The 21867-nt window shown below is 40.5% G+C and carries 23 protein-coding genes; 3 read left to right on the top strand and 20 right to left on the bottom strand.

All coding sequences use genetic code 11. The features are described 5' to 3' along the window. Nucleotides 1–183: 183 nt before the first annotated feature. The 4 genes from ACJYYY_RS03250 to ACJYYY_RS03235 all read right to left on the bottom strand — a co-directional run bounded on the left by ACJYYY_RS03250 (nucleotide 184) and on the right by ACJYYY_RS03235 (nucleotide 3993). Complete coding sequence (locus ACJYYY_RS03250) at nucleotides 184–1350, bottom strand: VanZ family protein (RefSeq protein ID WP_035314845.1); 1167 nt, start codon at nucleotides 1348–1350, stop codon at nucleotides 184–186. 117 nt (nucleotides 1351–1467) lie between these two features. Then, complete coding sequence (locus tag ACJYYY_RS03245) at nucleotides 1468–1983, bottom strand: thioredoxin domain-containing protein (protein WP_035314844.1); 516 nt, start codon at nucleotides 1981–1983, stop codon at nucleotides 1468–1470. A 376-nt stretch (nucleotides 1984–2359) separates the two neighbouring features. Continuing rightward, on the bottom strand, nucleotides 2360–3433 hold the full coding sequence (locus ACJYYY_RS03240; protein ID WP_035314843.1) for a M42 family metallopeptidase: 1074 nt from the start codon (nucleotides 3431–3433) through the stop codon (nucleotides 2360–2362). A gap of 56 nt (nucleotides 3434–3489) precedes the next feature. After that, the gene (locus ACJYYY_RS03235; protein ID WP_035314842.1) at nucleotides 3490–3993 is read right to left on the bottom strand and encodes a PTS glucose transporter subunit IIA; all 504 of its coding nucleotides are present in this window, start codon (nucleotides 3991–3993) and stop codon (nucleotides 3490–3492) included. A gap of 202 nt (nucleotides 3994–4195) precedes the next feature. Between ACJYYY_RS03235 and ACJYYY_RS03230 the strand changes: the two genes are divergently transcribed. Beyond that, nucleotides 4196–5077, top strand: coding sequence for a mechanosensitive ion channel family protein (locus ACJYYY_RS03230; protein WP_051456962.1), 882 nt, complete (start codon nucleotides 4196–4198; stop codon nucleotides 5075–5077). 47 nt (nucleotides 5078–5124) lie between these two features. Here ACJYYY_RS03230 and ACJYYY_RS03225 read toward each other — a convergent pair whose 3' ends face one another. From ACJYYY_RS03225 to ACJYYY_RS03200, 6 genes are all read right to left on the bottom strand, one after another. Further along, on the bottom strand, nucleotides 5125–6240 hold the full coding sequence (locus tag ACJYYY_RS03225; protein WP_035314841.1) for an N-acetyldiaminopimelate deacetylase: 1116 nt from the start codon (nucleotides 6238–6240) through the stop codon (nucleotides 5125–5127). 22 nt (nucleotides 6241–6262) lie between these two features. Next, on the bottom strand, nucleotides 6263–6973 hold the full coding sequence (gene dapD, locus ACJYYY_RS03220; protein WP_035314840.1) for a 2,3,4,5-tetrahydropyridine-2,6-dicarboxylate N-acetyltransferase: 711 nt from the start codon (nucleotides 6971–6973) through the stop codon (nucleotides 6263–6265). A gap of 44 nt (nucleotides 6974–7017) precedes the next feature. Beyond that, nucleotides 7018–7908, bottom strand: coding sequence for a LysR family transcriptional regulator (locus ACJYYY_RS03215; protein WP_035314839.1), 891 nt, complete (start codon nucleotides 7906–7908; stop codon nucleotides 7018–7020). Between the two features lie 32 nt (nucleotides 7909–7940). Next, entirely contained in the window at nucleotides 7941–8384 is a 444-nt protein-coding gene (gene cbpB, locus ACJYYY_RS03210) for a cyclic-di-AMP-binding protein CbpB (protein ID WP_035314838.1), read from the bottom strand. A 154-nt stretch (nucleotides 8385–8538) separates the two neighbouring features. After that, nucleotides 8539–8772 (bottom strand): YkuJ family protein, encoded by a 234-nt coding sequence (locus tag ACJYYY_RS03205; RefSeq protein ID WP_035314837.1) that lies wholly within the window; start codon nucleotides 8770–8772, stop codon nucleotides 8539–8541. A gap of 116 nt (nucleotides 8773–8888) precedes the next feature. Then, nucleotides 8889–9122: a hypothetical protein gene (locus tag ACJYYY_RS03200; RefSeq protein ID WP_035314836.1), complete on the bottom strand. Its 234-nt coding sequence runs from the start codon at nucleotides 9120–9122 to the stop codon at nucleotides 8889–8891. A 160-nt stretch (nucleotides 9123–9282) separates the two neighbouring features. On the opposite strand from ACJYYY_RS03200, the gene ACJYYY_RS03195 reads away from it, so the two are divergent. Beyond that, entirely contained in the window at nucleotides 9283–10473 is a 1191-nt protein-coding gene (locus tag ACJYYY_RS03195) for an aminotransferase class I/II-fold pyridoxal phosphate-dependent enzyme (RefSeq protein ID WP_051456961.1), read from the top strand. A 107-nt stretch (nucleotides 10474–10580) separates the two neighbouring features. On the opposite strand, the gene ACJYYY_RS03190 is transcribed toward ACJYYY_RS03195, so the two are convergent. The 10 genes from ACJYYY_RS03190 to ACJYYY_RS03145 form a co-directional block, all read right to left on the bottom strand. Then, a complete protein-coding gene (locus tag ACJYYY_RS03190; protein ID WP_051456960.1) occupies nucleotides 10581–11027 on the bottom strand; it encodes a threonine/serine exporter family protein in 447 nt (148 codons plus the stop codon). Between the two features lie 13 nt (nucleotides 11028–11040). Beyond that, on the bottom strand, nucleotides 11041–11796 hold the full coding sequence (locus ACJYYY_RS03185; RefSeq protein WP_269479275.1) for a threonine/serine exporter family protein: 756 nt from the start codon (nucleotides 11794–11796) through the stop codon (nucleotides 11041–11043). A 76-nt stretch (nucleotides 11797–11872) separates the two neighbouring features. Continuing rightward, on the bottom strand, nucleotides 11873–12742 hold the full coding sequence (locus ACJYYY_RS03180) for an NAD(P)-dependent oxidoreductase (RefSeq protein WP_408869101.1): 870 nt from the start codon (nucleotides 12740–12742) through the stop codon (nucleotides 11873–11875). Nucleotides 12743–12824: 82 nt separating this feature from the next. Continuing rightward, nucleotides 12825–14543: a phosphoenolpyruvate--protein phosphotransferase gene (gene ptsP, locus ACJYYY_RS03175; protein WP_035314834.1), complete on the bottom strand. Its 1719-nt coding sequence runs from the start codon at nucleotides 14541–14543 to the stop codon at nucleotides 12825–12827. Then, the gene (locus tag ACJYYY_RS03170) at nucleotides 14543–14809 is read right to left on the bottom strand and encodes a phosphocarrier protein HPr (RefSeq protein ID WP_029090620.1); all 267 of its coding nucleotides are present in this window, start codon (nucleotides 14807–14809) and stop codon (nucleotides 14543–14545) included. Before ACJYYY_RS03170 ends, ptsP begins: the two co-directional genes overlap by 1 nt. A gap of 320 nt (nucleotides 14810–15129) precedes the next feature. Beyond that, nucleotides 15130–15810, bottom strand: coding sequence for an ABC transporter ATP-binding protein (locus tag ACJYYY_RS03165; RefSeq protein ID WP_156921187.1), 681 nt, complete (start codon nucleotides 15808–15810; stop codon nucleotides 15130–15132). 2 nt (nucleotides 15811–15812) lie between these two features. After that, nucleotides 15813–16895 carry an ABC transporter permease gene (locus ACJYYY_RS03160; RefSeq protein WP_035314832.1) on the bottom strand — a complete coding sequence of 361 codons (1083 nt, stop codon included), beginning with the start codon at nucleotides 16893–16895 and terminating at the stop codon, nucleotides 15813–15815. 70 nt (nucleotides 16896–16965) lie between these two features. Continuing rightward, nucleotides 16966–18330, bottom strand: a complete 1365-nt coding sequence (locus ACJYYY_RS03155; protein ID WP_035314831.1) for a cell wall metabolism sensor histidine kinase WalK — start codon at nucleotides 18328–18330, stop codon at nucleotides 16966–16968. Further along, on the bottom strand, nucleotides 18327–18998 hold the full coding sequence (locus tag ACJYYY_RS03150) for a response regulator transcription factor (protein ID WP_035314830.1): 672 nt from the start codon (nucleotides 18996–18998) through the stop codon (nucleotides 18327–18329). Before ACJYYY_RS03150 ends, ACJYYY_RS03155 begins: the two co-directional genes overlap by 4 nt. A gap of 657 nt (nucleotides 18999–19655) precedes the next feature. Continuing rightward, on the bottom strand, nucleotides 19656–21062 hold the full coding sequence (locus ACJYYY_RS03145) for a DHA2 family efflux MFS transporter permease subunit (RefSeq protein ID WP_035314828.1): 1407 nt from the start codon (nucleotides 21060–21062) through the stop codon (nucleotides 19656–19658). Between the two features lie 177 nt (nucleotides 21063–21239). Between ACJYYY_RS03145 and ACJYYY_RS03140 the strand changes: the two genes are divergently transcribed. Further along, nucleotides 21240–21830, top strand: a complete 591-nt coding sequence (locus tag ACJYYY_RS03140; protein WP_035314827.1) for a TetR/AcrR family transcriptional regulator — start codon at nucleotides 21240–21242, stop codon at nucleotides 21828–21830. The last annotated feature ends 37 nt before the right edge of the window (nucleotides 21831–21867 follow it).

Genomic DNA, 21867 nt, shown 5'->3' with positions numbered 1-21867 from the left:
ATGACTTTTTCGAATGTTTTTAACCAGTTAGCATAAAAAAATAGTTATTAGACTATACATTTCACACTATAACGATAGATCATCAAGTTATAATTAAATCCTTACACATCAGTCGGTTTATTACTTTTTTCCTATTTTACCAAAAAAATCCCCCTTTTTCATAAAAAAAAGAGGGTTTTTATGTCATTTACGTGTCGTTTTTTTTCTAAATAAGCTAAATGAACTCATCATATGAGTATAACTGATTTTTTCATAAAAGAGCGGTGCATTTTTGCGTAATTTATTAATAAGCAAATGAACAACAAATACTAAAATAAAGAAGAAAACGATGTAGATTAAATAATTCAGCAAATTGAGGTTGTCTGAGGTACCCGTTAATTCTAACAAGTTAAACTCAACATTAATCAGTGTAAATACGACACCATACAACAAACCATAGCGGATGAAATACTGTGGCAACGATGGTGATTGATCCAGATCATCAACGATTTTCAAATGGACAATAAGTTTCCCTAATGTTCGCCCGTTAAAGATGTACGGAATCATTATGAAAAAGACCACGATTGTTAGTATGTAACTGGCGGTATTCAACCAACTGAACTGATAAAGAACCGTTCCACTAAATAGGGAATGGTTTTTAATCATCATAAACTCACCAATAATGCCTATCAAGAGCCAATCAATCAAAAAAGCCATCAACCGACGCAGATAACTGACTTGATGACTGCGTGAATAAGCGTTATTTCTCAGCGTTTCATCACTTGGAATAAAGAAGGTTAACAACGGTGCTAAGGCATACCCAATCCAACCTCCTACGGTATTTAACAGCAAATCATCAACATCGAATAAACGATAAGATCTATCATAATAACCGTAGAGACCTGACAATTGTGTTACTTCAAAAAAGAGCGACACACAAAAGGCTGTAATAATAATAAACAGCAGCGATCGTTTAAAATAAAAGCGTAAATAAACACCTAACGGCAATAACAACATTAAATTAAAGAGTGGCTGAATGAACACACCTTGTTTTAAGGCTGTAATATAAGTGTGTGGATTGGTCAATGAAAAAGCAGTATGCTGGACAAAATCAACTAAAAAACGGAGGGGCATCAATTGTGTCTTAGCTGTTGTCAGTTGACTAACATTCGCTTGTGATGGCAGTGGCAAAATCACTAATAAATAGCTGCATAACAAATAAAATATAAAGCTATAAATAATCAACGCCCGCCAAAATGAGAAACCACCGTATTTATAATATTGACGAATTAAAAATGGCAGTGAAATGACGAGCGCAATCAAAGGAAAAATCAACGCAGCCGTCTTTAAGGGATATAAATAAACGTCCATAAGTCACTCCTTTTGTTTTTAGTTATCATAACATGTTCAATTGCTAATAAAAAGTCGCTTCTCATATTTGAGGAGCGACTTTGCTATTTAAACAGTACTAACGAATCGCTATCACTTTTATCCTTTTCTTAATTGTGCCGCAATCGCACTTTCTAGTTGTTCTTGTGTCACTTGTGAATCAAAGACTTGATCTCCGATATATATCGTTGGAACAGATACTATATCATGGGCATTGGCTTCATCAATTACTACTTGTGCTGTTGCTTTGGCTTTGGCTAATTCATGTAGTTTAAAGTTGGTTTCTAAATAAGTTGTCAGTTCTACCGGTGTTAATTTCCCCCACTCAGCTTGCGAGCGAAAGAGACTATCGACGACTTTAATCGCCGCTTCATCCTCATTATCAATAAAGTGATGCGCATGATTACCAATTTCTAGGGATGGTTTCGGTTTGTCATAAAATTTGATAATGTGTTCGACATGTCCTGATACAACATGTTTTTCGAGTGAATTTTCGGCCTTCAAATGCCAGTTTGCACAAAAAGGACAACGTAGATTTACAAAACTGATGACTTTAACAGGCGCCTCTGCTTGACCGATGTGCAAACCCGTTTTTGAAAATTTTTCAACTGTCATTTTTATCAATCTCCCATCTCTGATTTAGATACTCTTAGTATAAGCAAAGATACCGTAACATTCTAATAAACTGCCTAACAAAAAGCCAACCCAAATAAAGGGTTGGCTCAGATTGTAGCCAAAGTCAAATTAAACTGATTTTACTTTGAAAGTTAGTTCAAGTGACTTTGGCTGCCAGATGACTTGACTGAAAAGAAACGTTGTTATATCCTCTCGTTCTAGTAGGCACAACGAGCGAGTGACGGTGCGAGTACTGATGGTACGTAATCCCGAGCGAGCAAGTCGTAACGACCTAGAACAACGTTTATCTTCATTCTGATTCAACCCAAATAAAGGGTTGGCTTATGTTAATGCTGAACGTTGTCCAATTGCTTAATCAGGCATTTTCTTTAATGCTTGCAATCGTTGTCGCATCGAGTTGTGGTAATAATTTCAAGAGCATTTCTTTTGCTGCCGCGTAATCATCCACATGTAAAATCGATTGACTCGTATGAATATAACGTGACGGTAAGCCGATGACAGCGCTTGGAATACCGCCTTCCATTTTATGAACAGTTCCAGCATCTGTTCCACCAGGTGACACAAAATATTGGTACGGAATGTGGTTGTCCTTCGCAGTTTCGAGCATGAAGTCACGTAAGCCACGGTGCGTAATCATCGTGCGGTCATAAATACGTAATAAGAAGCCTTGACCAAGTTGACCAAACTGCGTTTTATCACCTGTCGTATCGTTAGCAGGGGAGGCATCGAGCGCAATGAACATCTCTGGCTTAATCATGCTTGCAGACGCCTGTGCCCCTCGTAGGCCGACTTCTTCTTGGACAGTGGCACCGATAAATAGCTCATGTGGTAATTTTATCTTTTTCAGTTCGGCCGCTGCTTCGATTGCTAAACCAACTCCGTAGCGATTATCCCACGCTTTTGCCAAAATTTTCTTTGGGTTTGCCATTGGGGTAAATTCAGATACGGGTGCAATTGGATAACCCGGCAGAATACCGAATGAATGCATCACTTCATCGGCACTATCAGCGCCGATATCGATGAGTAAATTAGCCGCTTTGACAGGTGCATTACGTTCGGCCTCTGATAATAAATGTGGTGGTACCGATGCAATGACACCGATAACAGGACCATGATCAGAGATAATTTGAACACGCTGTGCCGATAACACATGCGGACTCCAGCCACCTAATGTATCGAATTTAATCATACCATTAGCTGTGATCTTAGTGACGATAAAACCAACTTCATCCATATGGCCCGCTACCATGATTCGCGGTGCACCGACATTTTCTTTCACACCAAACAAGCCCCCTAAACCATCTTGCTCAAAACGGTCGACGTTCGGTGCCAATTTTTCTTTCATAAACGCTCGGACTGGTCGTTCAAAGCCTGATGGACCTGCCATTTCGGTTAAAGTTTTAAACAATTGTTGTGTGTTGTTATTCATCCTATTTCCCCCTAAAAAAAACGCAATAAATGAGTATCATTTATTACGTCATTCGTTTATTTTGTTTTTGCTTCAAAAATAACTGTTTCACCTGCGGTTACATTACCAAGTTCTGACCATGTAAACGTATAGTCGCCTGTGCTACTGTTTGTGACAACAACAGGAATAACAGTTGAGGCTGCTTTTTCGGCAATTAAAGCGATATCTGCTTCAATAATCGGTTGACCCGCTTTTACTTTATCGCCTAATTTAACTAAAACTTTAAAACCTTCGCCTTTCATAGCAACTGTTTCCAAGCCAATATGTACTAAAATTTCTTGGCCTAATGCTGAACGGATACCAAATGCGTGTTTACTTTCATCAGCTATTTGAATGATTTCACCGTCAACTGGTGCAACAACAATACCGTTTGTTGGTTGAACAGCCACGCCTTCACCCATCATTTTTTGTGCGAATACCGGATCGGGAACATCGTCAATTTTAATTAACGTCCCAGTCACTGGTGAGACAATTTTTTCTTCTGTTACTTTTGCTTCTTTACCGAAAAGTTTTTTAAACATAATCCGTTCCTCCTAATAAAGTTCTATTTTCCTAACCATTATACCATGATTTAACAGGTGTTCACCTTATATAACACTAAATTCAGTGATTATGACGATTTTTTGTCACGACGACTAGCTGTTTAATCCCGACGATAGTATTAGACTATTCTTAAAAGAACGAGTAAAATAACTCGTATAGTCTATTAAAGGAAGTGATTTTTTGGATGAATACACATCAAATCAAGTAACCAATCAAATTACCCGTTTCAATACTTATTTTGATAGTATCGATTGGAGTCAAATTATTGATAACATCATCAGCGGAATTTTATCGCTTATTTTTACAGTCATACTCTATTATATAGTACGCAAAATCGGGCAAAAAATTATCCGTAAAATATTTATCAGCTATAGTAAACGCGAAAATGTGAGTGAAAACCGCTCGAAAACGTTGTTTAATTTAATCGATAACGCCTTTCGCTACATTTTAATCTTCATCTTGACTGTTAATATTTTAAGTACCTTTAACGTTGATGTCCGCGCGATTATTGCCAGTGCAGGAATTGTCGGTCTCGCTGTTGCATTTGGGGCTCAAGGACTCGTCAGTGATGTCGTCACCGGTTTTTTTATTCTGCTAGAACGACAGTTGGATGTTGGCGATAACATTACAATTGGTGCCGTTAAAGGTACAGTTGAGTTACTCGGTTTACGAACGACCCAAATAAGAGATTTGAATGGAACCCTCCATTTCATTCCCAATCGTGAAATTATTGTCGTCAGTAATCACTCGCGCGGGAACATGCTCGCCCTCGTTGAAATTCAGATTAATCCGAACGAAGATATCGACAAGGCGATTGCTTTGATTGAGGAAACAACACGTGCCTTCACTAGAGACAATCCGAACATCGTTGATACCCCGATTGTATCTGGGGTAACGGGTTATGCCAACGGTAATTTTGTCGTCACGATTTCAACGCATACGTTGAACGGAACACAGCTGTTAGTTAGTAATGAACTCTATCAAAAAATTTATTTAGCTTTTCAAGAAAATGAGCTGTTAATGCCCTTATCTTTAGCAGGATTAGCCTCAACACAACCTTAAAAAAAGCCATCACCCATTAGTTAAACACTAATAGGTGATGGCTTTTTTCAGACGTTTAAATAGTTTGTTAAGACGTCGACTGCAAACGCTAATGCGTCCTCATTAGGTGACATTCTGGCATGATGGAGGCCATCTGCTGAATCGACTCCTAACCAAAACATAAAGCCTGGAATTTTTTCAAGCATGTAACCAAAATCTTCCCCCGTCATCGCAGCCGGACAAGCAACATAACTTTCGGGATACTGTTCATTCAAATACGTAATAAATTGCGCCGTTTCGGTTTCATCATTAAACACCTGCATATAAGCTGGTCGTTCTGTTCGTGTAATTTCACAGTTGTAGGCGATTTGGAAACCATCAATCAATTGACGAATACGTTTATTGACAATCAGCATCGTTTCTTTCGATAAAGTTCGGATTGTGCCTTCAATTTCGGCCTTTTCAGCAATGACATTCATCGTATTCCCCGCTACAATCTTACCGACAGTAATCACGGCACTATCGAGTGGATCAATGTTACGGCTAATAATCAATTGCAATTGCGTCACAAATTGACAAGCGGCAACAACCATATCATTCGCTTGATGAGGATACGCCGCGTGACCACCCTTACCCTTGAATTCAACAAATAATTCACAGGTGTTCGCAAATAAAATCCCTGGTTTCACGGCAATCTTACCAACCGGATACTCCGGTGCCACATGCAATGCCATAATCTTATCCGGCCACCAGTTTTTCATTTCAGCTGATTGCATCATTGGCAAGGCACCACCAGGATTTTCTTCAGCCGGCTGAAAGTAAAACACAACTGTATCATCAATCCGGTCAGTCACAATATTGGTAAGAACACCTAACGCAATCGTCATGTGAAAATCATGACCACAAGCGTGCATTCGCCCCTCATGTTCCGAAGCAAAGGCCAAGCCTGTGTCTTCAACAATCGGCAAGCCATCAATATCCGCACGGTAGCCAACAACTTTCGTCGGTGCCTTCCCTTCAACTCGAACGAGTAAGCCGGTCCGCCATTCTTTCACTTGCATGAATGCTTGCGGTAACGTTGAAAGATAGTCCCGTAAATAGGCCTGTGTCTTAAATTCAGCATACCCGAGTTCAGGTATTTGATGTAACGCACGTCTAATCGTTTGTAAGTCCGCTAAGTTCATTGATGTCCCTTCTTTCTATTGCTTAAAGTTCACGTAACGCTGCCATAATTTCAGTTTTCGAACGGGTTTGGTCGTCAATTTTTTTAATTTCACGCGCAGGTACACCCGCAACAACTGTACCAGGAGCGACATCTTTAATGACAACCGCACCGGCAGCAACAACTGCGCCTTTACCAATGCGAACACCTTCTAAAACCGTACAGTTTGCCCCAATTAAGACATCATCTTCTACAATGACTGGTTGTGCTGATGGCGGTTCAACAACACCAGCTAACACTGTTCCAGCACCAATGTGACAGTTATCACCAACGGTCGCACGTCCACCAAGCGTTACATTCATGTCAATCATCGTATTTTTGCCGATGACTGCTCCAATGTTAATTAAAGCACCCATCATAATAACCGCATTATCACCAATTTCAACTTGGTCACGAATCATCACATCTGGTTCAATTCGGGCGTTGAATTTCTTCAAGTCGACTTCTGGAATCGCTGAATTACGACGGTCATTTTCTAAGACATAATCTTTAATGTAAGCTGTATTTTCTGCTAAAAAAGGTTCAACAACATCCCATTCACCAAAGATGACACCTGACGTTTCAGAAACAAAATCTTTAATTGTCTCCGGAAAGTTTATTTTTGCTAATTCACCCTTAAGGTATACTTTAACCGGTGTTGATTTTTTACTCTCTTGAATAAATTTAATAATCTCATGTGCATCCATTTGTTTCATCTGTCATTCTCCTTTTTAGTCAATTTATTATAGTGTGCCATATTTCAGAATATTTGCAATAGTCCTTTTTCTTTATCCAGTTCTTCGATCAACTGGACAAAGGCTTGTACTTGTGGCAATTGGAAACTTTTCTTATAACCGAGTAACCATGTATCGCGGTGCAGCTGTGTGCCATCTTCTTGAATTAACGGCATTAAATTCAAATCGGTATGCTTGTCGATTGTGAGCAGTGGTAAAATCGTATAGCCCATTCCACTCATCGCCATTTGCTTACACGTTTCAATTTGATCGACCACCAATGTTTTTTCAGGCAAACGATGAAAATATTGCTGCCAATAATCCATAATACTTTGGTCATAGTCTGAATCGGTTTTAAAGCGAATAAACGGGCGTTCTGACGCTAATATGTCTTCAATCGACGTATGATATTTATCGGCAAGCGACAAATTGTCGCCAAATAAATAACGTTTTTCACCTAGCCAATCCGTCTCACCACGGGTGATTGCTAAATGCACCTTGCCATCTGCAATCGCTTGTTGCGCTCGGCGGCTACCACCTGAATCCAATTCAATGTTAACGTGTGGGTAACGTTTCACAAACTCTTTAAAAACAAAAGGGAGCCAGCGTTGCGCTACAATCGTTCCCGAGTATATTTTTAAAGTACCCTGAACGACACCTTCCATTGCTAACAATTTATCAAACACATTTTCTTCACGATTAATAACCGAACGTGCAAATTCTACAATCAATTCACCTTGTGGCGTCAATAATAGGCCTTTACGTGTTCGAATAAACAACTGTTTGCCCCAACGTGCTTCAATCGACTGTAATCGTTGGGATAAGGCCGGCTGTGAAATATAAAGGCGCTCTGCCGTTTTTCGCATATTGAGCTCCTCTGCTAACATATCTAAAATGCGAAATTCAGTTATACTCATTTCTACCATCCTTTGTTTATCATTGGTTTTATTTACTGAGTAACAGGCTGATGAATAGCCTTCGCTAAGCGTTTGAGGGCAACACGACGTGTCACAATCCCCATAAATTCATTTTGATCGTTAACGACACATAAAAACGAATGGTCAATTAACTGTTTAAGTAAAACATCAAACGTAAACCCTTCACGTAAGACGGGATAGTCACGGATGACAACATCTGCTACTTTCACTTCGGGGAGTTGTTCGAATAAAATTCGTTCAATCCCCATGACATGATTAATGATACTCGCATTATTAATCATCCCGATATATTTATTATCGTAATCCAACACAGGTATGAGTGTGTAACCAGTTGTGGTCAATACGAGTAATGTATGTTCTAAACTATTTTCTTCGAAAACATGCGCGACTTTACTTGCCGGAATAAGATAGTCTGACATATTGACTTCAAATTCTTCTTTGAGTAAATGATTCATTCTTAACGCCACCTTTATGTTTACTTCGTCTATCTACTTCCATTTAACCACATTTCCGACAACTTCTAAAGTAAACACCTTAAAAAAACTGTATCCCTAATCGCAAAAAAACAAAGCAAACAGTTCGTTTACTTTGTTTCGCTGTAACTATTGCTTACTGAGCATCTTGTAATAATTCGAAGATATCAATAGCTGCTAAATCAATGTTATCAAATTGATATTTTTGATCATCTTCAAGAATCATAATTTCAAATGATTCAGTTGCTTGGAAATATTTAACTTCGCAAATTGCTTTGCCTTCTCTTTCGAAACGACGTTGTTGAACTTCAACAGACTCGTCTTCTTTCATTGCGTTTAAACGTTGAATAATACCTGCTAATTGAGACAAGTAAAAAACCCCTCTCTTCTCATTGGAAAATTTGCTTTAAAAATCATCGCATGTATTATCTTATCAGATATCACACATTTTTTCACTAATTATAGATGGTTTTTTTACGTTTATTTTTATATTTTATTATTGTTTGTCTTTTGCTGACTTTGCAAAAGCCTTGCTACTTCATACATAGCACAGGCTAAGACTTTATTGCGATGATAGCCAACAAAACGATAGGTTTCACCTGCAACGTTCACATAGACTTCACCCCATGATTTAAGCGGCGTAAACGATACAATTTGAAAAACTAATGCCTGACCGTTTACCTTCGTATAAACGCACTCCATTTTTTTCGTTGTGATCATCGTGCCACCTCTTTTTCAATTGATAATAATTATCATTATCAATTATCATACTAAATGTCAGCTATTTTTACAAGGTAATCCCACTTTTTTTCGTTAATCGCTCCTCCAATGTGCTAAAATAGCAACTAACACATAATCCATAGATGAGGAGTTGTACAACATGGTTCTTCCTTTAAACACGCGCGTATACGACATTCAAATTTCTGGCATTCGCCAATTCAGCGATCAAGTCGGGGTCATTCCTGGTATTATCCCACTGACTCTCGGTGCACCGAATTTTCCCACCCCTTTGCACATTAAAGAAGCAGCTAAACAAGCAATCGATAATAACATTACAAACTACACACCCAATGCAGGGTTTTTATCAACACGCGAAGCCGCAGCCCGTTATTTCGCTAAAAAATACGATTTAGTCTATGACCCTAAAACTGAGATTGTCATCACAGTCGGAGCGACGGAAGCAATTGACCTTGCTTTAAAAACAGTTTTAAACCCCGGTGACGACGTTTTAGTTCCTGACCCCTTGTATCCGGGTTATGAGGCGCCTATTCACCTTGCAGGGGCTAACATGGTCGTTATGGACACAACAACAACTGCCTTCAAAGTGACACCCGCCTTATTAGACGCCTATGTGACACCAACCACAAAGGCTTTGATTTTAGCCTATCCTTGTAACCCCACCGGTGTTACTTATACGAAAGAAGAAGCGATTATTTTAGCAGCTAAAATCAAAGAACTTGGCATCTATTTGATTGCTGATGAAATATACAGTGAGTTAACATACGGCGAGCCTCATTATTCACTCGCCAATGAGATTCGCGAGCAAACAATCGTCTTGAATGGTCTTTCAAAATCACATGCGATGACTGGTTGGCGCATTGGCGTGATTATGGCGAGCGCTCCGATTGTTGAACACGTCCTCAAAATCCACCAAGTAACTGCAACCTGTGCGACGAGTATTTCACAAATGGCCGCAGAGGAAGCCTTTAATAACGGCTTCAATGACTCTGTCGAAATGCGTGACGCCTACCGTGAACGTCGGGATTATCTACAACCATTGCTCGAGCAAATGGCATTCGATGTCATTGCACCAGACGGCGCCTTCTACTTCTTTGTGAAATTACCTGATTACGTGACTGAAAGCAGTTATCAATTCGCGTTAGATTTTGCGACAGAATACAAAATCGCCTTAATTCCTGGCGATTCGTTCTCACAAAAAGGCGACCGTTATTTACGGATTTCATATGCAGCGAGCATGGCTGACCTCATTGTTGCGATGGAACGATTGGCGAAAAAAATGAAAAGTTATAAGGAGCGAAAGTATTTTAAAGCCCGTTTTAAACTGCAGTGATTCGAAAAAAATAACGTCTCGACTATTTCCCGTCAGAGCAATCCGTTACGACACAAAAAGCGACTGCCCTTCCGATAAACATCGGTGAGACAGTCGCTTTTCGTTCATTATCCTTCACGTCGCACAATAAAGCGACGAATATTCGTATTAAAGACCTCTGATAACATTAGACCAATCGCAATTGCACCGGCTACCATCCCGACATGAACGGTATGACTAATCGCTGCAATATAGTCGCCGTTGACGTATTCACGCACGGCTGACATCGCGATAAACCCCGGCACAAGTGGTACGATACCAGGCATATTAAAAATAATCATCGGCATTTTCATCTTGCGTGCCATCCGATCGCTCGCAATCGCTACCGCAAAAGATGCAATTAAGGTGGCCATAATTTTTCCAATCCCCATAAATGTAAAAGCTTCAAAGACTGCCCAGCAGACAGCCCCAATCACACCACAGGCAATAAAGGCCCGTGCTGGCACATTGAGTAACACACCAAAGGTGGCCACTGACACGAAACAAATAGCAATATGTAACAAATAAGTTAACAAGACAATGACCTCCTTAGTTTAATAAAAAACGATACGTAATGGCGATACCAATCGCAATCGAAGCAGCTGATAAAATCGCTTCGACCCCACGACCCATACCCGATATGAGGTGACCTGCTAATAAATCACGCACGGCATTCGCAATTGGCACACCTGGAACAAGTGGCATAACCGCCCCAGTCACGACAATATTCAACATCGACACAAATGACAATCGCACCGCAAAGATACTTATAGCCGCAATTACAATCGAGGCAATAATTTCTGCTAAAAACTTAATTTTCAACAACTCGTCGCTGTAATAAAAAATGAGATAGCCGATGCCTCCAATGAGAGAAGTCACGATAAAGTCTGACCAAACACCACCAAATAGCATCATTAAGGCGCCACTGACAATACAGGCTGATAAGAATTGAATCCAGACAGGATACAGGTTGTTTTCTGTATCTAATCTCACCAAGCGCTTGTATGCTTCGTCCAATGAAATTTCCTTATTTACTAACTCACGTGAAATCTGATTCGCTTCGGTGACTTTTTTCAAATTCAACGTTCGTTTTGTCACTTCTTGTAATTTGATACCCTCATCTTCAATTGTCATAAAGATACCGGTTGGTGTCGCAAAACTATTACCAACTTCAGCCCCGTCATAACAGGCATTGGCAATTCGTTTCATCGTGTCCTCAACCCGGTAATTTTCAGCGCCATTTTCAAGCATGATTTTACCTGTTAGCACACAAATATCAATGACACGTCCTGCTTTAATGCTCAATCAAACTCCTCCTTTCCGACTCCCATCGAAAGACTATTGCCTTAATGATAACAGACAGTTTATTAAATAAACAACCTTAATTTGCAAAATAGTAGTGATAAAGTGCCTGTGTCCCTTTTTCGCTTAAACCGTTGATTGCTAACTGTTCATATAAACGTTCCGCCGTAGCTAATCCTGGTAATTCAAAGTGACATTTTTCTGCTTCATCGAGAGCGATTTTCATATCTTTGATGAAGTGTTTAATAAAGAAACCGGGTTCAAAATCACCTGCCACAATTCGCGGCGCTAAGTTAGACATTGTCCAACTACCAGCGGCACCACTCGCAACCGCTTTTAAGACGTTATTCACATCTAACTGCATTTTTTCAGCATAGACAATCGCTTCGACTACGCCAAGCATCGTACCAGCGACTGCAATTTGATTGACCATCTTCGTATGTTGTCCGTTACCAGCGCTTCCTTGATAAACAATTGTTGCGCCAATTTGTTCGAACAAAGGCTTGATCGCATTAAAAATCGCTTCATCGCCACCAACCATAATTGCTAACGTTCCGTTTTGAGCACCGACATCCCCACCAGAAACAGGCGCATCTAACACATGTTGACGTAAGGATAAGCCCTTCACATACAGTTCATGTGCAAGGGACGGTGATGAGGTCGTCATATCCACAAAAATCGTTCCTGTTTTTGCTGCTGTTAAAATACCTTCGCGTCCTAAGTAGAGTTGTTCGACATCTGTTGGATACCCCACCATCGTAAAAACAACATCTACTTGTTGCGCTAACTGTTGTGCTGTTTCAACATAAATAGCACCTGCCGCAATGACTGCGGCTGCACGACTCGGCGTACGTGTATAAACCTTAACGTTATTTCCCTTCGCGAGCAGTTGTTTAATCATGCCAGTGCCCATTACACCTGTACCAATAAACCCAATTGTTTTCATCATGACGCCTCCTAAGAACTTTTCTTCATTCTAACATAACTCAAAAAAACGACCTAGCATAACTGCTAGGTCGTTTGTATCTTACTTATTTAAGGTATTCATCCATTGTTGCAATAACATCTTCTTGTGTCGCACAGTTAATAGCTTTTTCAGCTAACTCTGCCATTTCAGTTGATGATAATTTAGCAATTAATGAACGTGTTTTCAAGACTGATGAGGCACTCATTGAGAACTCATCTAAGCCTAAACCTAACAACAATGGTACTGCTGTTTGATCACCGGCCATCTCGCCACACATACCTGCCCATTTACCTTCTTTGTGAGCTGCGTCAATGACGTTTTTCACAAGACGGAGGATAGCTGGGTTATATGGTTGGTAAAGGTATGAAATATCTTGGTTCATACGGTCAGCAGCCATTGAGTATTGAATCAAATCGTTTGTTCCGATACTCATGAAGTCTACTTCTTTAGCAAATTGATCAGCAATAATAGCAGCGGCCGGAATTTCAATCATAATACCAACTTCGATATGGTCAGAAACCTTGATTCCTTCTGCAACTAATTTCGCTCTTTCTTCTGCTAACATCCCTTTAGCTTTACGGAATTCGCCTAAAGTTGCAATCATTGGGAACATAATGTGTAAGTTACCATAAACACTTGCGCGCAATAACGCACGTAATTGTGTACGGAACATATCTTGTTCTTGGAAGCATAAACGAATCGCACGTACGCCTAAGAATGGGTTCATTTCTTCTGGTAGTTTAAGGTAAGAAAGGTTTTTGTCGCCACCGATGTCCAACGTACGAACAACAACAGGTCCACCCTCTTTTACGCCTTCAAGGACTGCTTTATACGCTTCGAATTGCTCATCTTCAGTCGGGAAGTTATCGCGACCCATAAATAAGAATTCAGTACGGTATAAACCAACACCTTCTGCGCCGTTAGAAGTAACACCTTCCATGTCGCCAGGAGAGCCGATGTTTGCAACTAAAAGAACTTCTTTTCCGTCTTTAGAGACAGATTTTTCGTTTTTCAGTTTTTCCCATTCAGCTTGTTGTGCTTCAAAAGCCGCTTGTTTTTCTTGATACTCAGCTAATTCTTCTGCCGTTGGATCAACAAGGACATGACCTTCTAAACCATCAACAATAATCATTGTGCCGTTAGAAACAGATTCAGTAATTGAACCACTACCTACAATCGCAGGAATTTCTAATGAACGCGCCATGATTGCTGAATGTGATGTACGGCCACCGATGTCTGTTACAAAACCTTGCACAAAGTTACGGTTTAATTGGGCTGTATCTGAAGGCGTTAAATCTTCAGCAACAACCACAACTTCAGTATCAATCAATGTTGGTGAAGGCAATTCAACGTTTAATAAATGTGCCATAATACGTTTACGAACGTCACGGATATCCGCTGCACGTTCGCGCATGTATTCGTTGTCCATTGATTCAAAAATCGTAATAAATGTATCCGTTGCTTCTTGCAAAGCAGCTTCTGCATTGACGTTGTTTTTAATTTGTTCTGCGATTTGACCAGTTACTTCTGGATCTTGAGCCACAAGTAAATGCGCATCAAAGATGGCAGCTTTGTCTTCGCCTAAATCTGTTTTAGCTTTATCACGAATTGCTTCCAATTCTGAGATTGATACAGCTACAGCTGCTTCAAAGCGTTTAATTTCGCCTTCAACATCTGTAATTGTTTTTTTCTCAAATGATAAATCAGGTTCTACTAACAGATAAGCTGGACCAACAGCAATACCGTCTGATGCTGCAATACCGGTAAGTGTTAGTTTAGCCATTATTCTGCCAATCCTTCTTTCTTAAGTGTTTCAGTTAATCCTGCGATTGCTTCTTTTTCGTCAGCACCTTCAGCAGAGATAGTAATTTCAGCACCTTTACCAATACCTAAAGACATTACGCCCATGATTGATTTTAAGTTAACATCTTTGCCGTTATAACCTAATTGAACATCTGAAGCAAATTTGCTTGCTGATTGTACCAATAAAGTTGCAGGGCGTGCGTGAATACCTGTTTCGTCGATAACAGTGAAAGTTTGTTTTTCCATAATTAAAAATCTCCTTTATATATACAGTTGTGACGATTTCATTTTCAATAATAACGGTTTCATAAGCGCTTACATGAATTTCGTTAAACTATAGAAAAATAAAATCTATCCACTACAAAGATTACCATTATTACCTAAATTTCTCAACTATTTTTAGTTCTTTCTTTCTTTTTTTATGCTTATTTCAGACATATTTATGTTGACAGCGTTTACAATGTAAATGCGATTGCCCTTACTATCACATGACTTCTATAAAAAACGGAAACGAACCCTCGCGTGATGCCAAGTTTCGTTTCCGTATAGGCTAACATAGCTTCTCACTATGACCGCTTCACTTCATGTAAGCTACCATTCTCAATCCGAACGATGCGATCGACAAGCGGTAGCACCCGCTCGTCATGTGTCACCATGATTGCAGCTTTTTGATGGCGATGTACTTCTTCGGCAAGCACTTGCACGACTTGATAACCGCGGGTCGCATCGAGACTAGCTGTTGGTTCATCTGCTAAAATCACGTCCGGATTATTCATCAACGCACGACCGATTGACACCCGTTGTTTTTCGCCGCCAGACAAGCTCGCCGGATATTGATGGTGATCCGTCAGTCCTAAGGCGGTCAATAAATGACGCGCTTTGGCCGTCTGTGCTTTTTTATCCTTGCCTTTTCCTATTTCTGTGATGACTTGTAACTGCTCTAACACTGTTAAATATGGCAATAATTGAGCCGATTGAAAGACGAAGCCAATTTTGCGCATACGTAAATCCGTCCGTTGAGCTTGCGAGTATGCATCAATCCGTTCAACGCCAATCGCCACCGAACCACTAGTCGCTGATAAAAGAGCACCAGCAATCGCTAAAAAGGTGCTTTTACCAGAGCCGGATGGCCCGACAATGGCAACAAATTCACCTGCCCTCACTTCTAAGTTGGCATTTTTCAGCACCACTTTTGTTTCTTTACCATCCTTATATGATTTAGTCACATCTGTCATTTTAAATTTCACACTCATTCACCTGCACCTCCGATTGCTTCAATTGGGTCCACCTTAAAAACACGATACAACGATAAAAGTGAACCGAGTAAGGCCACGACTACAAAAATTGCAATGATACCGCTGACCAATGGCAACGAAAGTTCAAAAGGCATCGTTGCTGGTAGTAGTTGCGCCACACCGAGTGTTAGCAACACACTGATGATGATACTAATGAGCGCTAAAAAAATAATTTGCAGCAATAAACTCTTCGCTAAATAACGATTAGTGGCACCCAACGCTTTTAACACACCGTACTGTGACATTTTTTGAATCGTAATAACATAAAAGAATGCCGCTAACACGAAAGTGGCAATCCCAATTAAGAACGCAATCATCATCGTTAATGAGCCTTGTTCTTCTTTATAGCCTGGTATTTGTTTCACAACGGCTGCTTTCGTAACAACCGTCAAGCCTTTGATCGCTAATTGCTGCGCCTCATCATCAGTGATACGCAAGGCAACTACATTAACACCTGCTTTTTTAGTGGCTGACGGTGTTGCGATTTGCTTGAAAGCGGAGGTGCTTAAATAAATGACTGGCGTATGACTATACGCTTTACCAGCCGTAAAACCTTTAATTGTAAAGACCGTTCCCGTCCGCTCATCTTTAAATGCGTCTCCGATAGTATAACCGGCTGCTTTAAAGGAATCGTCTATCACAACCGACTTATCATCAACTGCAGCCAACGTCGGTTGTGGCGCTAATTCCGTTGTGAAATCAATCCCGAAATAAGTTACATCTGTTTTGTTCGTATCCGATGGTGATGTAATCGTTGCCTGTTGCAGTTGCAATGGCATGACTGCCGAGCCGTACTGTTGTTTTATTTGTTGGAGTTGACTGTCACTCACTGTTGAGCGAGCAATCCGTTCCCCAGCATCCTCTTGGATGATAAAATGTGAGACCGGCATCGCCTTGATGGCAGAGGCATTTTCATTGCCTAAACCGGCCGCCAAGCCAGCAACAAATAACACGAGCCAAATAATTAAGGTCATAATGACAACGACCATACTTGAACGTAAGCGTGACTGTTTAATTTCTTTCAGTGCTAAAAACATTTTCTCACTCCCTATCTATGATACCCATAGTATAGAAGTCTTATATGAACTGATGATGAACTTTTGCCAATTATGAGCGTGGCAGTTTCACAGTAAAGGTCGTTTGCGTCTTTGTCGAACGCACCTTAATTTCACCTTGATGACGCTCCACAATTTCAGCTGCAATCGCTAACCCTAGACCACTGCTTTGATGCTGCCGTTCACGTTGTTTATCCGCGATATAAAAGCGGTCAAACAGCTGTTTTAAATCAGTTGCTGGAATAGCCGGTCCTGTGTTCGTTACTGCAAGGATGACGTCGGTTGCTGACATGGACATCCGAATGTCGATACGTCCATCCTGAGGGGTGTAGTTCAAGGCATTACCAATTAAGTTCTGCCAAACTTGATAGAGCAAAGCCTCATGACCCCGAATTAGACTATCGGTTGTTTCAAGCGTGACGGTAATATTCGCCAGCTGCCAACGCCATTGTGTCGCCTTGATAAATTGACGGATTTGCCGTGCAATGCTGACCTCAGCTGTCATTGGTAAGGCCGTTGTTTGATCTAAGTAGGATAACGTCAACAATTCATTTGTTAACTGAGATAGTCGTTTTGTTTCTGCTGAAATAATGGTTAAATAACGGGCTTTCTCAGCCTCACTGACTGTACCTTGTTGTAAAATAGCGGTAAAGCCTTGCATCGTTGTGAGCGGTGTTTGCAGTTCATGTGAGACATTTGCGACAAATTTTTGGCGTTTTTGCTCTGCTTCCGCCAGTTCAGTCGTCATCATCTCGAAGGAACGGGCAAGTTGTCCCAGTTCATCTTGACGTTTTAATGGTAGATTCTCCACCGGTTTACCTGCCGAAAATGCTTCAGTTGCCCTGGTGAGTGCGCGTACCGGTTTAACGAGATAACGCGTCATAATAAAGACGGCCACAATACTAAGCAAGGCACTAAACAAGCCAATGAGGGCAATGAAAATACGCAACTCCCCAAATTGAGCGGCTTGACTCGGGCGAATGAACATCGCCGTATCCCCTACTTTAACGCCTACAGTATTGCGCACATCGTTGTCAAAAAAACCGGTAATAAATAAACCTGTTTTAAACGCTAAAATACCATGATACGTTTCGCCTGCTAGCACCGAGCTAATAACGTCAGCTGATAAGGCGGTTTTGCGAAAGTCATCACCATAAAAGTGTTCGTTGCCATTGGCATCACTTGTGTACACCTCATACCCAAGCTTACCGACCTGTGTTAAGTAACGCGGTAATGACTCCGTTTTATCCCGCTCATAATCCGTTGCAATCGATTGAGCAATCTTCATTATTTTTTGATCATTCACCGGTTTTAGTTGCAGCTGATAATAGAGATTGGCACCAAAAAAGCCGAGTAAACAACTCACCGTCATCACCACTAAAAAAATCGTTACAATGCGGATATATAATGTTTTCATACGATGACCTCTAGCTTATAGCCTAAACCCCGCATCGTTACAATTGCAACGGCTGTATTTTCACCTAAATGTTCGCGCAGCCGTTTAATGTGAACATCCACGGTTCGATCATTGCCTTCGTAAGCAGCACCCCAAATACGTGAAATCAAGTCCTCACGTGTATAGACCCACCCCGGATGACTTGCTAATTCATAGAGCAGTTCAAACTCTTTTAATGGCAGAAAAATATCCGTTTGCTGATGTGTGACCGCATAGGTGCGTCGATCAATCACAAGGTTTCCGACTTCAACTGTTGTTTCGTGGGACAAATCATAACGTCGAAAGAGAGCCTTGATCCGAAATAATAATTCTGCGGTGGCAAAAGGCTTCGTCATGTAATCATCGATTCCTGCTAAAAATCCCTCTGCCTTATTTGCCAACTCACCTTTTGCAGTGAGCATTATGAGCGGAATATCCCGTTCAGCTCGAATTGTACGAGCAACTTCGTAGCCATCTTTTAACGGCATCATAATATCGATTACGACTAAGTCAGGTAGCTGTTGCTCGGCCAAGGCTAACGCTTGCTCGCCGTTGACCGCCTCGATAACATCGTAACCCGTTTCAATTAAAGGATACTTAATTAATTCACGAATGTTTTTATCATCATCGGCAATTAAAATTGTTTTCATTTTAGCCACTCCTTTTTTTGCTCTCGCTGTAATACTACCATAAAGCGACGAAAAAACCCGTTCACAATGTGAACGGGTCCAGACTGAAGATAAACACTGCTCGAGGAACGAAAGTGAAATCAACCGCTTAGAAGCAAATAGCTTGCAAGATAAATGAAGGCGACTATCTACCGTCGCTGCCATTTATCTGAAAGTTGACAGCTTCTGGTTGATGTAACTAGAGGAATGAAAGTGAAATCAGCTCGTAGACAAAGTCGCATTAAACTGCTTTTTCTTTCGAATTCTATGACCGTGACTCTGCCAGTTTAGTTCCAACTGTTAACCCTTTAGCCCTAATCGTCTGCGCTTCTTGTGGTTGTGCATGATGCCCTTCGATAATAACTTCACCGCTACTGTCCATCCCAAAGCGGCCGTTAAAGACTTTGCAGCGCTAAGAGCAACTGAGTCGATACCACCACGTGCGTTGAGAAACACTACTTTTTTATCGCTCATCAGCTGAATCATTTCACCTTTTTTATTATATCTAAACGTAAAACCAGCAATAAAAAAAATGCTGCCGCATACGTTTATCAGCTTGACCAAAATCAAGTCGAATACGAGATACGAACAACATTTTCAACACTTGTATAGCTACTTAAAGATTGAAATAGCTATTTGTTAGTTGCTTTTTTTAGTTTTGATAAACAACGAGCCGACAAAGCCAATCACTGCCAACACCGCTAACCATGTGAACGCATGTTGAACACCAGCTGACATCATTTGTGGTACCGTCGCTGACGCATTTGCAGCAGCAAATGTTTTTTGACCACTTGTCATTAATAAAATACCGAAGGTTGTTCCGACAGCTCCGGCCACTTGTTGCAACGTACTCATAACGGCTGAACCATCAGGGTATAATTGTGGCGGCAATTGATTTAAACCATATGTTTGACCCGGCATAATAATCAACGTAATACCAATAAAGACCATTGAATGGAATAAAATAACCATCCAAAATGCTGTACTTGTTGTTAAGTTTGATAATAAAAACAACCCGATAGCCGCCAGTAAGAAACCAGTTGGGATAAACGGTTTTGGACCAATTTTATCGAATGAACGACCAACAACAGGTGAAAGTACGGCGTTTAAAAAGCCACCAGGGAGCAAGATAAGACCTGCCATAGCTGAGGATACGAGTAAGCTCCCTTTTAAGTACATTGGTAATAAAATCGCTGATGATAAAATCAACATCATTACGATAATGATAAACAGTAAGCTCAAATTAAACATTGGGTACTTGAAGACTGTCATTTTTAACATCGGATGTTCAATCTTATTTTGACGGATGACAAAAATCACAAGTGCTACGACACCAATTGCCAATGAAAGTAAGACCATTGGGTCACTCATCGAGGAGTCACCCGCAATACTAAAGCCATAGACAATCGCACCGAAGCCAATTGTTGAAAGAATAATTGAGAGCACATCAATTTTTGGTTTGGTAATCGTAGACACATCTTTAATCACTTTAACGCCGAAAATAAAGTTAACGACTAATAAAACCGCACTAATATAAAAAATAAAGTTCCAACCGAGGCCATCGACAATCAGACCTGAAATCGTTGGTGCAATCGCAGGAGCTGCGACGATGACTAAGCCCATTACACCCATTACTGCACCACGTTTATGGATTGGATAAATAACGAGTAAGACATTAATTAATAACGGTAAAACTAGCCCTGTTCCTAACGCTTGAATAATTCGTCCAACTAATAACATTTCAAAATTGACAGCTAACGCTGCTACGAGCGTACCGACAATTGAAAAAATCATTGAGATAATGAATAATTTACGGGTTGAAAACCACTGAATCAGCAAAGCTGAAACGGGCACCAAAATACCTAACACGAGTAAATAGCCTGTTGCTAACCATTGAACGGTTGCTGCTGAAATTGAAAATTCCACCATTAGATTTGTAAAAGCCATATTTAAAGCTGTTTCACTAAATAATCCGACAAACGCTGCGAGCATCAAGGCAAATGCCATCACATTAGGATTAAAAGCTTGTTTTTCGGTTGATTGCATGTATAAGCTCCTCTTTCCATTCTTGAATTAGACCGATTGGTCTAACGACTAGTATATTAGCTTTTTTACTAAATGTCAAACGTTGCTTTTTAGAGATATTTTCCTATTTGACAATTCAGTGACGCTTCTCTATTCTTACTAAAGAAGCATTATTTCATGAATTGAGGTGAACCGTCTATGAAATCTGATCAAGGACAAGCCAAAGAGCGTATTCTCGCAGCCGCCATGCGGTTGTTCCATTTTAGAGGCTATCATGCCACTGGCCTATCACAAATTTTAGCCGAAAGTAAGGCGCCTAAAGGATCGCTCTACTACCATTTTCCTGGTGGAAAAGAACAGCTCGCGATTGAGGCCATTCAACAATCAACGAGTATTATTACCGCGGCAATGATTGCTGATTTAGCCAAATTTGATGACATCATCGAATCGTTTAATTTTCATATAATGAGCATCGCGACGAAGTTCACTGACTTCGATTCCAATACAGATTTTTCAACCATTCCCTTCGGTCTCATTGCAAGCGAAACTGCCCTTGTCAATGAAAACATTCGAAAAACATGCGAGGTCACCTATCAAATTATTGAGGACGTCTATATTCACCGTTTTTTGCAAGCTGGCTACTCACAAGCCGAAGCCGAAATGTTAAGTGCCACTTTTAACGCGCTCGTCGAAGGAGCCGTCACCTTAAGTGTCACCCTTAAATCAAATGCACCACTCCTTAATATTAAAAATGTCGTGCCCTTATTACTGCATAAAAAAGAGAAATGAGCTAAGGAACTGCCACTATAATTAGATACAACTAAAA

The organism is Brochothrix campestris, assembly GCF_046058945.1.
GTDB classification, from domain to species: domain Bacteria; phylum Bacillota; class Bacilli; order Lactobacillales; family Listeriaceae; genus Brochothrix; species Brochothrix campestris.
The sequence above is the reverse complement of the archived record's forward strand: the minus strand, read 5'-3'. Positions and strand labels throughout refer to the sequence as shown.